The 12253-nt window shown below is 71.9% G+C and carries 16 protein-coding genes, 1 tRNA gene and 1 other RNA gene; 12 read left to right on the top strand and 6 right to left on the bottom strand.

The annotated features are described in order from the left end of the window. Positions 1–15 precede the first annotated feature (15 nt). Positions 16–89 (bottom strand) — tRNA-Val (locus tag VGN18_RS00090). 48 nt (positions 90–137) lie between these two features. Continuing rightward, positions 138–332 carry a hypothetical protein gene (locus tag VGN18_RS00085; RefSeq protein ID WP_327537572.1) on the bottom strand — a complete coding sequence of 65 codons (195 nt, stop codon included), beginning with the start codon at positions 330–332 and terminating at the stop codon, positions 138–140. A 171-nt stretch (positions 333–503) separates the two neighbouring features. Here VGN18_RS00085 and VGN18_RS00080 point away from each other — a divergent pair, with 171 nt between their 5' ends. Further along, entirely contained in the window at positions 504–908 is a 405-nt protein-coding gene (locus tag VGN18_RS00080) for a glyoxalase superfamily protein (protein WP_327537571.1), read from the top strand. Then, complete coding sequence (locus tag VGN18_RS00075) at positions 908–1852, top strand: RNA polymerase subunit sigma-70 (RefSeq protein WP_327537570.1); 945 nt, start codon at positions 908–910, stop codon at positions 1850–1852. Before VGN18_RS00080 ends, VGN18_RS00075 begins: the two co-directional genes overlap by 1 nt. 3 nt (positions 1853–1855) lie before the next feature. Here VGN18_RS00075 and VGN18_RS00070 read toward each other — a convergent pair whose 3' ends face one another. Further along, positions 1856–2197 (bottom strand): PLDc N-terminal domain-containing protein, encoded by a 342-nt coding sequence (locus VGN18_RS00070; protein WP_327537569.1) that lies wholly within the window; start codon positions 2195–2197, stop codon positions 1856–1858. 76 nt (positions 2198–2273) lie between these two features. Here VGN18_RS00070 and VGN18_RS00065 point away from each other — a divergent pair, with 76 nt between their 5' ends. From VGN18_RS00065 to VGN18_RS00055, 3 genes are read left to right on the top strand one after another with little or no spacing between them, the layout of a single operon-like run. Further along, the gene (locus VGN18_RS00065; protein WP_349259796.1) at positions 2274–3458 is read left to right on the top strand and encodes a Nif3-like dinuclear metal center hexameric protein; all 1185 of its coding nucleotides are present in this window, start codon (positions 2274–2276) and stop codon (positions 3456–3458) included. A gap of 11 nt (positions 3459–3469) precedes the next feature. Further along, positions 3470–4192, top strand: coding sequence for a zinc ribbon domain-containing protein (locus VGN18_RS00060; protein WP_327537567.1), 723 nt, complete (start codon positions 3470–3472; stop codon positions 4190–4192). Between the two features lie 13 nt (positions 4193–4205). Next, a complete protein-coding gene (locus tag VGN18_RS00055; protein WP_327537566.1) occupies positions 4206–4844 on the top strand; it encodes a histidine phosphatase family protein in 639 nt (212 codons plus the stop codon). A gap of 3 nt (positions 4845–4847) precedes the next feature. Here the strand turns inward: VGN18_RS00055 and VGN18_RS00050 are convergent, their stop codons facing one another. Both VGN18_RS00050 and VGN18_RS00045 read right to left on the bottom strand, forming a co-directional pair. Then, positions 4848–6101 (bottom strand): SLC13 family permease, encoded by a 1254-nt coding sequence (locus VGN18_RS00050; protein ID WP_327537565.1) that lies wholly within the window; start codon positions 6099–6101, stop codon positions 4848–4850. 43 nt (positions 6102–6144) lie between these two features. Beyond that, on the bottom strand, positions 6145–6660 hold the full coding sequence (locus VGN18_RS00045) for a VOC family protein (protein WP_327537564.1): 516 nt from the start codon (positions 6658–6660) through the stop codon (positions 6145–6147). A gap of 55 nt (positions 6661–6715) precedes the next feature. Between VGN18_RS00045 and rnpB the strand changes: the two genes are divergently transcribed. Next, an RNA gene (rnpB, locus tag VGN18_RS00040) (RNase P RNA component class A) lies at positions 6716–7110 on the top strand. A 275-nt stretch (positions 7111–7385) separates the two neighbouring features. Here rnpB and VGN18_RS00035 read toward each other — a convergent pair. After that, complete coding sequence (locus VGN18_RS00035; protein ID WP_327537563.1) at positions 7386–8156, bottom strand: C1 family peptidase; 771 nt, start codon at positions 8154–8156, stop codon at positions 7386–7388. Positions 8157–8293: 137 nt separating this feature from the next. On the opposite strand from VGN18_RS00035, the gene VGN18_RS00030 reads away from it, so the two are divergent. The 6 genes from VGN18_RS00030 to VGN18_RS00005 form a co-directional block, all read left to right on the top strand. After that, a complete protein-coding gene (locus VGN18_RS00030; protein WP_327537562.1) occupies positions 8294–8608 on the top strand; it encodes a protease inhibitor I42 family protein in 315 nt (104 codons plus the stop codon). Then, positions 8605–8934: a LuxR family transcriptional regulator gene (locus VGN18_RS00025; protein ID WP_327537561.1), complete on the top strand. Its 330-nt coding sequence runs from the start codon at positions 8605–8607 to the stop codon at positions 8932–8934. The genes VGN18_RS00030 and VGN18_RS00025 overlap by 4 nt, the downstream gene beginning before the upstream one ends. Then, positions 8931–9116 carry a hypothetical protein gene (locus VGN18_RS00020; protein WP_327537560.1) on the top strand — a complete coding sequence of 62 codons (186 nt, stop codon included), beginning with the start codon at positions 8931–8933 and terminating at the stop codon, positions 9114–9116. Before VGN18_RS00025 ends, VGN18_RS00020 begins: the two co-directional genes overlap by 4 nt. A gap of 143 nt (positions 9117–9259) precedes the next feature. Then, positions 9260–10483: a serine hydrolase domain-containing protein gene (locus VGN18_RS00015; protein WP_327537559.1), complete on the top strand. Its 1224-nt coding sequence runs from the start codon at positions 9260–9262 to the stop codon at positions 10481–10483. A 103-nt stretch (positions 10484–10586) separates the two neighbouring features. Next, positions 10587–11042 (top strand): MarR family transcriptional regulator, encoded by a 456-nt coding sequence (locus VGN18_RS00010; protein WP_327537558.1) that lies wholly within the window; start codon positions 10587–10589, stop codon positions 11040–11042. Next, positions 11032–12253: DHA2 family efflux MFS transporter permease subunit (locus tag VGN18_RS00005; protein ID WP_327537557.1), on the top strand; the 1222-nt coding region annotated here is incomplete at its 3' end. The genes VGN18_RS00010 and VGN18_RS00005, both read left to right, overlap by 11 nt.

Genomic DNA, 12253 nt, shown 5'->3' with positions numbered 1-12253 from the left:
GCAGCGGTGTGACGGTGCCCCGGGACGGATTCGAACCGCCGACATCCGCTGTGTAAGAGCGGCGCTCTAACCAGCTGAGCTACCGGGACGTTGCGGCGAGGAATCTACCGGACGGGTCGGCGGCGGCCGGGCCGTTCCTAGTCGACGTCGACGACGCGGCTGGCGTCGTAGTAGACGACCTCGCCGGTCTCGGGGAAGTGCACCCCGACGCAGTACACGTTGAAGCGGTGGCCGATCACCTTGCCGGGGTCGACGACCTCGCCGATGTCCGTGCGCCCGGTGACCCAGACCCGTCGGGGGGTCGTGCCCGGTTGCGTCACGTTCAGTGCCATGTCTGCTCCGTCCAGAGATGCCCTTCCTACCGTCGGGGTGGGCCCGGAGGAAGGCCGCCGGGCGGAATGTCATCGCCGCACCGATGAGTTCTCCGGCCGGTCGACGTTTCACTGTCCGTAGGCGACGACAGGGGATCCCAGGCGCTGGGGTCCGGTGAGAGGGTGATGACCATGGACTGGAAACTTGAACTGGTGCTCGTGCCGGTGGCCGACGTCGACCGCGCGAAGGCGTTCTACACCGAGAAGATGGGCTTTCGGCTCGACGTCGACCACAAGGCGGGGGACAGCTTCCGCGTCGTGCAGATGACGCCGCCCGGCTCGGCCTGCTCGATCTCGGTCGGCGTGGGCATCACCACGGCCGAGCCGGGATCGGTGGTCGGACTGCACCTGTGCATCGACGACATCGAGGCCGCGCACGCCGAACTCGTCGCCCGCGGCGTCGAGGTGAGCGACATCCGGCACATGACGCCCGACGGCTGGAAGCCGGGCGCCGACCCCGAGCACGCCACGTTCAACTCCTTCGCCGACCTGAAGGACCCCGACGGGAACACGTGGGTGCTCCAGGAGAAGCGTTGATGGACGAGCAGTCCTTCGCCGAGAGCACCGATCGCCATCGGCGGGAACTGCACGTGCACTGCTACCGCATGCTCGCCTCGTTCGAGGAGGCCGAGGACGCGGTGCAGGAGACCTACCTGCGGGCCTGGCGCTCGCGCGACACGTTCGACGGCAGCACGCTGCTGCGGGCCTGGCTGTACCGCATCGCGACGAACACCTGCCTGGACCTGCTGCGGGCGAGCTCCCGCCGGCCGGTGCTCGCGCACCACGCCGTCGAGGTGCCGTGGCTGACGCCCTACCCCGATTCGTTGCTGGACGAGGTGGCGCCGTCCGCTGCCGAGCCCGACGCGGTGGTCGTCGACCGCGAGACCATCGAACTCGCGTTCCTCGCCGCGCTGCAGGTGCTGCCGGCCCGGCAGCGCGCGGCGCTGATCGTGCGCGACGTCCTCGGCTGGCCGGCCGCGGAGACGGCGGCGCTGCTCGGGACCTCGGTGCCGGCGGCCAACAGCGCCCTGCAACGGGCCCGGTCGACGATGCAGGAGCACCTGCCGTCCCGGCGGACCGACTGGCGGGCCACCGAACCGACGGCCGAGGAACGCGCACTGCTCGCGGCCTTCATCGACGCGCACCAGCGCTGCGACATCGCGGCGGCGGCCGCGTTGGCGGCGTCGGACATCCGGGTCACCATGCCGCCGATGCCGATGCGCTTCGACGGGATCGACCAGCTGCACCACCTGCTGGAGCGGGCGTTCGGACCCGATCGTGAGGGCGACTGGCGCCTGCTGCCGACCACGGCCAACCGGCTGCCGACGGCGGCGAGCTACCTGCGCCGCCCGGGCGACACGATGTTCCGCGGGTTCAAGTTCGACGTGCTGCGTGTGGTCGACGGGCGGATCGGCGAGATCACGACCTTCGGCCCGTCGCAGTTCGAGAAGTTCGGGCTGCCGCTCACGCTGGCCGCGTGAGGCTCAGGCCGGCGGGTCCTCGGTCTCGCGGGCGCGGCGGCGCTGCTCCTCGGCGCGGGCCTTGAGCCCGGCCAGGAACTCCTCGTCGTCGTCGGGGTTGGTCGGCCGGCGCGTGCCGCGGGCCGGGGTGTCCCAGCCGGCCCGGGCCCCGGCCTTGGCCGTCCAGGGGCGACCGGCCACCAGCCAGGCGATCGAGCCGACGTCGAAGAGCAGGATGACCAGGAGCAGCCACACGACTTTGGGCAGGTTGCGGGTCTGCCCCTCGGGCGTGGTGATGACGTCGATGATGCAGAACAGCCACAGTCCGAGGCCGAGGAGGCCGAGCGCGCCGTCGAACAGAATCAACCGAGCCTCCGGGTTTCACGAGTCCGGTCCAGGCTACGCGGGCCGACCGGGCAGCGCCGGTCACGATAGGTTCGCGATCGTGCCTCGACTCGGTGACGTCCGCTCGGCCCTCGAGGGCTGGTTCGACCCGCGCTGGGCCGAGTCGTGGGACGCGGTCGGCCTGGTCTGTGGCGACCCCGACGAGCCGGTGCGGCGCATCGTCCTCGCCGTCGACGCCGTGCCGGCCACGGTCGACGAGGCGATCGACGCCGGCGCCCAACTGCTGGTCACCCACCACCCGCTGCTGTTGAGCGGCGTGCACGGCGTGCCGGCCGACGACCCCAAGGGCGCGCTGGTGCACCGGATGATCCGGGCCGGCGTCGCGCACTACGTCGCGCACACGAATGCCGACGTCGCCTCGCCCGGCGTGTCCGACGCGCTCGCCGAGCGGTTGGGGCTGCGCGACCTGCGCCCGCTCGAACCGCTGCCGGACGACGCCCTGGACAAGATCGTCGTCTACGTTCCGAGCGACGGGGCCGCGGCGCTGATCGACGCGCTCGCCGCCGCCGGAGCCGGGCAGGTCGGCGACTACGACCGCTGCGCCTGGACGGTCGAGGGCGCGGGCACGTTCCGTCCGCTCGAGGGCGCGAGCCCGGCGATCGGCACTGTCGGCGCGATCGAACAGGTGGCCGAGGCGCGGGTCGAGATGGTGGTGCCGCGGCGGGCCCGCGCGGGGGTCGTGGCGGCGATGCGGGCGGCCCACCCGTACGAGGAACCGGCCTTCGACGTGTACGAGCAGGCGCGGCTACCCGGATCGCGGGGCACCGGCCGGGTCGGTGAACTGCCCGAGCCGATGACGCTCGCCCGCTTCGTCGAGCACGCCGCGGCCGCGCTGCCGCCGACCGTCTGGGGGGTGCGGGCAGCGGGTGATCCGCACCGCATCGTCCGTACCGTCGCCGTCTGCGGTGGCTCGGGCGGGTCGCTGGCCGAGGACGCCCGTCGGGCCGGTGCGGACGTCTTCCTGACCGCCGATCTCAAGCACCACCCGGCGGTCGAGGCCGTCACCGAACGCGGCGGCGACGGCATGGCGCTCGTCGACGCCGCGCACTGGGCGACCGAGGCTCCGTGGCTGGACGCGGTCGCGGCTGCACTGGCGCAGCGCTTCGGCACTACGGTGGACATCCGGGTGTCGCGCCGGGTCACCGATCCGTGGACGCTGCACTCGCCCTCGACGTCAGCAGACGCGCCGTCAACCTCGACAGGGAGCCAGATCAGTTCGTGAACGCCGACCCGATGACTCAGCTGCGCCTGCTGGACCTGCAGGCCGCGGACACCGCCCTTGCCCAGCTCGCCCACCGGCGCCGCACGCTGCCCGAGCTCGCCGCGATCGCCGAGCGTGAGACCACCGGCGCGGGCGTGCAGAACGAGGTCATCGACGCGCAGACGACGCTCGCCGACATCGAACTCGAGCAGGGCCGCCTCGAGAACGACGTCGAGACGGTGCGCACGCGCACGACCCGCGACGAAGCCCGGCTGCAGAGCGGCGGCCTGCCGGCCAAGGAGCTCGCCGGGCTGCAGCACGAGATCACCTCGCTGGCCCGGCGCCAGGCCACCCTCGAGGACGAGCTGCTGGAGGTCATGGAGCGGGCCGAGCAGGCGGAGTCCGAGCTCGCCGACGCCCAGCGCCGCCTCGACGCGCTGACCGCCGAGCGCGGTGAGTACGAGGCGACCCGTGACGCCGCGTTCGCCGAGATCGACGCGGCCATCGCCACCCGCCGGCCCGAGCGCGACGGCATCGCCGCGGCGCTGCCGGCCGAGCTGCTCGCGCTCTACGAGAAGGCCCGCGCCCACGGCGGCACCGGCGCGGCGATGTTGCGGGCCCGGCGCTGCGAGGGCTGCCACATGGAGCTGTCCGGCAGCGAGCTCTCCGGCGCCCGCTCGGCCCCGGCCGACGCCGTGGTGCGCTGCGACAACTGCCGCGCGATCCTGGTGCGTACCGCCGACTCGGGTCTATGAGAGCCGCAGGTTCGTGACCGCGAGCTGGGTGCCGGGCGGGGCGCGGACCCGGCTCGTCCTGGTCCGGCACGGCGCCACGGCCCACTCTGCCGACAAGCGGTTCTCCGGCCGCAACGACCTGCCCCTGAACGACCTCGGCGCGGGCCAGGCCGCCGCCCTCGCCCGCCGGGCCGCGTCGTTCGGAGCGGCCGCCGCGGTCGTCAGCTCGCCGCTCGTCCGCACCGTCCAGACGGCGACGGCGATCGCCGACGCGCTGGCCCTGCCCCTCCGGACCGTCGACGATCTCGCCGAGTGCGACTTCGGCGAGTGGGAGGGCCTGACCTTCGCCGAGGTGCGGGCGGCCCACGGCGCGGCCCTCGCGGCCTGGACGGGCTCGCCGGATGTTGCGCCGCCGGGCGGGGAGTCGTTCGCCGCCGTCGGTGCGCGGGTGACCCGGGCCCGCGACGCGATGCTCACGACCCACGCGGGGACGACCGTCGTCGTCGTCACGCACGTGACGCCGATCAAGCTGCTCGTGCAGGCCGCCCTCGGCGCGCCGCCCGCGGCGATGTTCCGGCTGTTCCTCGACACCGCCTCGGTGTCGATCGTCGACTACTCGGGCGACGGCGGGGCGACGCTGCGGCTGTTCAACGACACGAGCCACCTCGGCTGAGCGTCACACCCCGACGGTGCGCACGCCGAGCCAGAGCGCGGCGACGGCCAGCACCAGCAGCAGCGGCACGGTGATCGCGCCCAGCAGGTGGAACTCGGCGGCCTTCGGCTTGTCCTCGGCCGGCAGCAGCCGGCGCCACAGCAGGGTGGCCAGCGAGCCCGGGTAGGTGGCGTTGGGGCCGATGTTGACGCCGATGAGCACGGCGAGCACCCACGCCGGGTTGGCCGCGACCAGCGGGATCAGGGCGAGGGTCGCCGGCAGGTTGTTGACCACGTTGGCCAGGACGGCGGCCACGGCCGTGAGCCCGAGCAGTTCCAGGAAGGTTGTGCCGGCCGGGACGAGGTGCGCGAGACCGCTTGCGAGACCGTGCCGGGCGACCCCGTCGACCACCACCGCGAGCGCGAGCACGAACAGGCAGAAGCCGGGCGAGGCCTCGATGGCCAGCTGGCGCACGTGCACCTCGCCGTGGCGCAGGCGCGGGACGAGCAGGGCGACGCAGCCGGTGAGCGCGGCCCAGGCCGGATTGACGTCGAGCGAGGATGCGATGACGAACAGCGCGATCGTCACCATCAGCACGACCAGCGCGTAGGTGGGGGCGCGCGGGACGTCCGGGGCCGGCCGGTCGGCGCTGGGCTCGGCGGCGAGGTCGCGGCGGAAGAACAGCCGCAGCCCGAGCCACTCGGCCACGCACACCAGCACCCACGGCAGCACCATCAGCGCGGTGAAGTGCCCGAACGACAGGCCCGAGGCGCTGAACGCGAGCAGGTTGGTCAGGTTCGAGACGGGCAGCAGCAGCGAACCGCTGTTGGCCAGCCGGGTGCAGGCGTACGCGTGCGGACGGGTGCGCACCCGCAGCCGCGCCGTCGTGGTGAGCACGACCGGCGTGAGCAGGACGACCGTCGCGTCGAGGGTGAGAGTCGCGGTCACGGTGGCGGCCAGCGCGACCACCAGAGCGAGCAAGCGCGTCGGCCGGCCGCCGCTGGCCCGGGCCGCGCGGGCGCCGAGGTAGTCGAAGACGCCGGCCTCGGCGCACAGGTGGCCGAACACGAGGATGGCGGCGAGGAAGCCGACGGTCGGCCCGATCTGCTTCAGCGTCTGCAGCGCCGCGTGACCCGGGACGATGCCGAGGAGCACCACCAGCAGGGCCGCCGGCACCGCCACGACCGCCTCGCTCAACCCCCGCGGCCGGGCGACGGCGAAGGCGAGACTGAGCAGGAGCAGGGCGGCGGCGACGACCTCGGCGGCCGCGCCGGGCACTAGGTGAGTTCGTTTCTGGAACAGGCGGTGGGGGTTGCGCGCACTACAGCAGCTCGCTGCCTTCGAAGTTGCCCAGGACCTCGCGGTAGAGCTCGATGCCCATGCCGTTCGGGTCGCGGAAGTACAGGCTGTCGTCGGCGCCGCGGTCGGGGCCGAGATAGTCGACCTTCGCGTCGTCCAGCTTCGCCTTCGCCGCCTCGAACTGCTCGGACGTCACCGAGATCGCCATGTGCTGCAGCGCCCCGATCGTCTCCTTGTACGGCTCGTGGTCGAGGCCGGGGAAGTCGAAGAAGCCCAGCAGCGTGCGGTTGCCGAGGTCGAAGAAGAAGTGGCTCGAGCCGGTGTAGTCGCGGTTCTCGACGAGCTCGACCAGCGGGAAGCCGAGGAAGTCCTGGTAGAAGCGGATCGTCTCCTCGACGTCGCGACACACGAACGCGGCGTGGTGGATGCCGCGGGCCGTGCTCGGCGAGCGCGTGGACTTGGGGTGCAGGTACTTCTCGCGCAGCTGCTCGCGACGCTCGCGCACCGCGGCGAGCTCGGCTCCGGTCGGCTCAGGCATGAGGTGAGCGTAACGACCCCCGGCCGGCGCCGCGTACGATCCGTCACGCGGCGGACGAGCCGACCGGACGGCCGCGCTGTGGTCGCAGGACCACATCGAGGAAAGTCCGGACTCCACAGGGCAGGGTGGTTGCCAACAGCAACCCGGGGTGACCCGCGGGACAGTGCCACAGAGAAGAGACCGCCGGAGCTGGTTCGCCGGCACCGGTAAGGGTGAAACGGTGGTGTAAGAGACCACCAGCGTTCCGGGTGACCGGAGCGGCTCGGTAAACCCCACCCGGAGCAAGGTCAAGAAGGGCCGGTTCGCCGGCCTGCGCAGGCGTTCGAGGGCGGCCCGCCCGAGCCTGCGGGTAGACCGCTCGAGCCTGCCGGCAACGGCAGGCCTAGATGGATGGCCGTCGCCCGGTGCTCGCACCGGGCACAGGATCCGGCTTACAGGTCGACTCGTCCGCCGCCCTGATCCCGTGGTCTGGAGTGCTCCCGAAGACCTGTACTACCCGCGGCAAAGGCGCTTAGCTGGTGGTGGGTCGGCGTCACGACTGCAGTGATGAGACGTCCTCGCCGCGCGGAGGGAGTGAGTCCTGCACTCGACGAGGGCATTGCATCTTCGTGGCGCCGGCCCGCCAGGGCACCGCAGGTGGCGGTGCCTGGGCGAGCATCTCCCACGGTCACCGGCGCCGATACGACCAGAACGAACGGTGTCGGTCCGGGAAACGAAACGTGACGTCAGACGCGGTACTGCTTCAGGTCGACGCCGTTGAGCTTCTCGTAGGTGTGCAGGCGCATGCGGAACCGGCCGGCGTCACCCCAGGCGGTGCCCCAGCTGTTCACGTAGGTGATCACGCTGTTGAACGCGTCCTTCTCGTCCAGTTCGACGCCGACGGCCTCGATCTCGTGGCCGCCGGCGAGACCGCTGGACGACCAGTTCGGGTCGGCGTCGATGAAGCCGTTGGAGTCCGGGCTGAAGAACGCGTTGTACCAGGGCATCCCCTGCAGCACCGGTCCGTTCTGGAGCAGGCGCAGGAAGCCGTAGGCCGACCGCGCCCAGCGGTAGCCCTTGATGGTGCCGCGGGTCTTGAGCACCTTGCAGATGGCCAGGCCGGACGAGCCGGTGTCGTCGGGCGGGTAGACGCCGGGGTAGCCGTCGACGACGGTGGCGTCCTCGTAGAGCTTGACCGCGAACGCCTCGCCCGCGGCGGCGTCGGTGGCGGCGGGCAGGACGCTCTTGCCGACCGCGTCGTAGAACGGCTGGGTGCCCAGCGCGCCGGTGCCGGCGTTGCCGGTGCACGAGCCGAGCTTGCCCTGGTCGAGCACGGCGAGCACCCGGTCCCAGGACTGTCCGGCCAGAGGGCGACCCATCTCGTGCACGTCGTTCTCGACCATGTGCGCGAGGCTGCGACCGTCCAGCCACATGTTGCGACCGAGACGCATGTGATCGCGTCCGACCTCGTCGTACTTCAGGTACAGCGTGCCGCTGTCGAACAGTCCGTTGAGCATGATCCTCGCCCCCGTGGTGATCCGGTGGTGGCGCCGCCCAGGCGTCGGTGACGTCACGCTCTCAGGGCGGGGGGTCGGGTTCCAGGGTCGTTTGTCCCCTTCGTTCGCGACCGGCGCCGGGCGTAGCGTCGGACGATGTGGAACTGACCGAGCGAAACGCCGGGGAGCGGCTCACGCTGCGGGCGGGGGAGCCGGTGACGCTCGCGCTCACCGAGACGCCGACGACCGGCTACCGCTGGCACGCCGACGACACCGCCGGCCTGGAGCTGCTGGGCGACACCTACGACGGGCCCACCGAACCGCGGGGCGCCGCCGGCACCCGACGGCTCACCTTCACCCCGCGCCGGACCGGTCCGCTGCGGCTGCGGGTGGCGCTGCGACGGTCGTGGGAGTCCACCGAGGCCGACGAGTTCGTCGTCGACCTCGAGGTTGCGGACGCGGAGGGGCGATGACGGAAGCGATCGATCTGGTGATCCTCGGCGAGGAATTGCTCGCGACGACCTCGGACGGGCACGACGGCGGCCGCGCCGCCCGGACGGTGCTGCACGAACCCGGTCTGCGATCGACGCTGATCGCCCTGCGGGCCGGGCACGAACTGGCCGAGCACGATGCCCCGCCGGCGGCGTCGCTGCAGGTGGTGCTCGGCACCGTCCACCTCGTCTCCGGCGACGACACCATGGCGCTCGCGGCCGGTCAGCTGGTGCCGATCCCGCGGCAGCGGCATTCCCTCGTCGCCGACTCCGACGCCGTCGTACTGCTCACGGTGCGCTTCGAATGAGCACGGTCGATCGCCTGCGCCGGTGGGAGCAGTTCGGCGGCTCGTGGCGCGTCGTCGCCCGCGACGACGAGGCGATCACCGTCGCGCTGTGCCGCTGCGACGGCGGCGAGGAACTGGAGCGGCTCAGCGCGGCCGACGACGACCTCGTCGCCTTCGTCGGCGACCGCACCGCCGGCCCGTAGCGGGAAACGGGCCGGGGCCATCCTGCGGCCCCCGGGATCCGGCCGGGCTGCGCGCCGATCGGTGCGACACCGTCCGAATTCCATGGTTATGGTCGGATGACCGGTCGCCGGACGGCCGGCGCGTCCGATCCGAAGGAGCCCCAGTGAGCGATCCGTCCCGCCTGCCGTCCGTCGAGTCCGACCCGGCCGAGCTCGGTTTCGACGCCGCTCGACTCGGACGCATCGACTCCCTGCTGGGACGCTACGTCGACGACGGGAGGATCCCGGGCTGGTCGGTGCTGGTCAGCCGGCACGGGCAGCCGGCCCACATCGCCGCGGGCGGGCAACGTGACGTCGAGGCGGGCGCGCCGGTCGAGCTCGACACGATCTTCCGCATCTACTCGATGACCAAGCCGGTCACCTCGGTCGCGGCCATGATGCTGTGCGAGCAGGGCGCGTTCGAGCTCACCGACCCGATCGCCAAGTGGCTGCCCGAGTTCGCCGACATGCGGGTATGGGACGGGGGCTCGGACCTCAAGCCGAAGACCGTCCCGGCCCTGGAGCCCATCCGGGTCTGGCACCTGCTGACGCATACCTCCGGGCTCACCTACGGCTTCCACCACGCGCATCCGGTCGACGCGATGTACCGGGCCGCCGGCTACGAGTGGGGTGCGCCGCCTTCGATCGATCTCGCCGGGGCGAGCGAGGCGTTCGCCTCGATGCCGCTGCTGTTCCACCCCGGCTGCGAGTGGAACTACTCGGTGTCGACCGACGTCCTCGGCCGCCTCGTCGAGGTCGTGTCGGGCCAGTCGCTGGACGCCTTCTTCGCCGAGCACATCTTCACCCCGCTCGGCATGACCGACACCGGCTTCGGCGGCAGCGACCCGGCCCGCACGGCCGCGCTCTACACGCCCGGGCTGCTGCGGGCCGACGCCATGGGCGACAGCGTGCTCAAGCCGAGCTGGTTCTCCGGTGGCGGCGGGCTCACCTCGACGCTGGGGGACTACCACCGCTTCACCCAGATGCTGCTCGGCCGTGGCCGGCTCGGGGACGTGCGCCTGCTCGGCGACCGCACGGTGCCCTACATGGCGAGCAACCACCTGCCCGGCGGCGCCGACCTCGTCGCCTTCGGGCGACCGCTGTTCGCCGAGACGCCGTTCGACGGGGTCGGCTTCGGCCTCGGCTTCTCGGTCACGCTCGACCCGGCGGCGACGCGCACGCTGAGCTCGCGCGGCGAGTTCGCCTGGGGCGGCGCGGCCAGCACCGCCTTCTGGGTCGACCCGGTCGAGAACATCACCGTCGTGTTCATGACCCAGCTGCTGCCGTCGAGCACGTACCCGATCCGCTCGCAGCTGCGCCAGCTCGTCTACTCCGCGCTGGTCGACTGAAATCTTCTTTGTCCGGGAATGAATCGGAGCGCGGGTGCGCTGGAACCCTACGATGGTGAGGTACCTCATCATGAGGAACCTCAGATAGTTTCCGGAGGGTTTCGTGGCATCCCGCGACGCAGTGCAGCTCGAGGTCGGTCAGGCCTACTTCGAGCTGTACCACCAGGTGCATCGCATCGTCGACCAGGCGATGGGTGCGGCCGGGCTCTCGCTCGCCCGGGCCAAGGTGTTGATGCGCCTGCAGGACCGCGGCCCCATGAACCAGTCCACCCTGGCCGGCCTGCTCGGTTACGCGCCGCGGTCGGTCACCGACACCGTCGACGCCCTCGAGCGGGACGGGCTCGTCGCCCGCACCGATGACGAGAACGACCGGCGGGCGCGCATCGTCGCGCTGACGCCGGCCGGCCGCGATGCCTGCGAGACGGCCCGGACCGTCCGCAACCAGGCGATGGACGAGATCTTCGGAAGCCTCACCGTCCGCGAGCGCGGCACCCTCGTCGAGCTGCTCGCGAAGATCCGTACGAACCTCCCGACAGGAGAAAATCCCTGTGCCCAGTGACACCCTGACCCGAAAGACGCCCGCGCGGTCACGCACCGACCACCGCTGGCTCGTGCTGGTGGTCGTCTCGATCGCCCAGTTGATGGTCGTGCTCGACGCGACCGTCGTGAACATCGCCCTGCCGTCGGCCCAGGCCGACCTGGGCTTCCAGGACAGCGCCCGGCAGTGGATCGTCACCGCCTACGCGCTGGCCTTCGGCAGCCTGCTGCTGCTCGGCGGTCGCATCGGCGACCTCGTCGGCCGCAAGCGCACCTTCCTCATCGCCCTCGTGGCGTTCGCGGCCGCGTCGGCCCTCGGCGGCGCCGCGCCGTCGTTCACCGTGCTCGTGATCGCCCGCGCCCTGCAGGGCATCGCCGGCGCGATGCTGGCGCCCGCGGCGCTCGGCACGCTCGTCACCACGTTCCGCGACCCGCGCGAACGCGGCAAGGCGTTCGGCGTGTTCGGCACCGTCGCCGTCGGCGGTGGCGCGGTCGGCCTGATCCTCGGTGGCATCCTCACCGAATACCTGTCGTGGCGCTGGTGCATGTACGTGAACGTGCTCTTCGCGGCGGCCGCGTTCGTCGGCGCGCTCGTCTACATGAGCGAGGCGAAGCCGCCGGTCCGTCCGCGCGTCGACCTCGTCGGTACCGTCCTCGCCGCCGCCGGGCTCTTCGGTCTCGTGCTCGGCTTCTCGCAGGCCGAGACCAGCGGGTGGGCCTCGGCCGTCACGGTGGTCTCGCTGGTGGTCGGCGCGCTGATGCTGGTGACCTTCGTGCTCGTCGAGCAGCGGGTCGAGCACCCGCTGCTGCCGCTGCGGGTCGTGGCCGACCGCTCCCGCGGCATGGCCTTCGCCGCCGTCGGCATCGCCGGTCTCGCAATGTTCGGGCTGTTCCTGTTCCTGACCTACTACCTGCAGGTGGTCAAGCACTTCAGCCCGGTCACCTCGGGGCTCGCGTTCCTGCCGATGATCGGCTGCGTGATGATCAGCTCGAACACCTCGAACATCGTGACGCTGCCGCGCTTCGGCCCGCGAGTCGTCATCACCATCGGCATGGCGACGGGCGCGGTCGGCCTGGGCTACCTGAGCCGGCTCGACGTCAGCTCCTCCTACGCCGGTGGCGTGCTGCCCGCGTTGATCCTCATGGGTCTGGCGATGGGCATGGTCATGGCGCCGTCGATGAACACCGCCACCGCCGGTGTGCAGCCGCAGGACGCCGGGGTCGCCGCCGCCC

The organism is Jatrophihabitans sp., from assembly GCF_036000465.1.
Lineage (GTDB): Bacteria > Actinomycetota > Actinomycetes > Mycobacteriales > Jatrophihabitantaceae > Jatrophihabitans.
This window is presented reverse-complemented; position numbering and strand designations above follow the sequence as displayed.

Excerpts from the sequence above, each read along its gene's own strand:
- VGN18_RS00085 (WP_327537572.1), bottom strand. The coding sequence starts at position 332 with ATGGCACTGAACGTGACGCAACCGGGCACGACCCCCCGACGGGTCTGG.
- VGN18_RS00080 (WP_327537571.1), top strand. The coding sequence starts at position 504 with ATGGACTGGAAACTTGAACTGGTGCTCGTGCCGGTGGCCGACGTCGAC.
- VGN18_RS00075 (WP_327537570.1), top strand. The coding sequence starts at position 908 with ATGGACGAGCAGTCCTTCGCCGAGAGCACCGATCGCCATCGGCGGGAA.
- VGN18_RS00060 (WP_327537567.1), top strand. The coding sequence starts at position 3,470 with ATGACTCAGCTGCGCCTGCTGGACCTGCAGGCCGCGGACACCGCCCTT.
- VGN18_RS00045 (WP_327537564.1), bottom strand. The coding sequence starts at position 6,660 with ATGCCTGAGCCGACCGGAGCCGAGCTCGCCGCGGTGCGCGAGCGTCGC.
- VGN18_RS00035 (WP_327537563.1), bottom strand. The coding sequence starts at position 8,156 with ATGCTCAACGGACTGTTCGACAGCGGCACGCTGTACCTGAAGTACGAC.
- VGN18_RS00025 (WP_327537561.1), top strand. The coding sequence starts at position 8,605 with ATGACGGAAGCGATCGATCTGGTGATCCTCGGCGAGGAATTGCTCGCG.
- VGN18_RS00020 (WP_327537560.1), top strand. The coding sequence starts at position 8,931 with ATGAGCACGGTCGATCGCCTGCGCCGGTGGGAGCAGTTCGGCGGCTCG.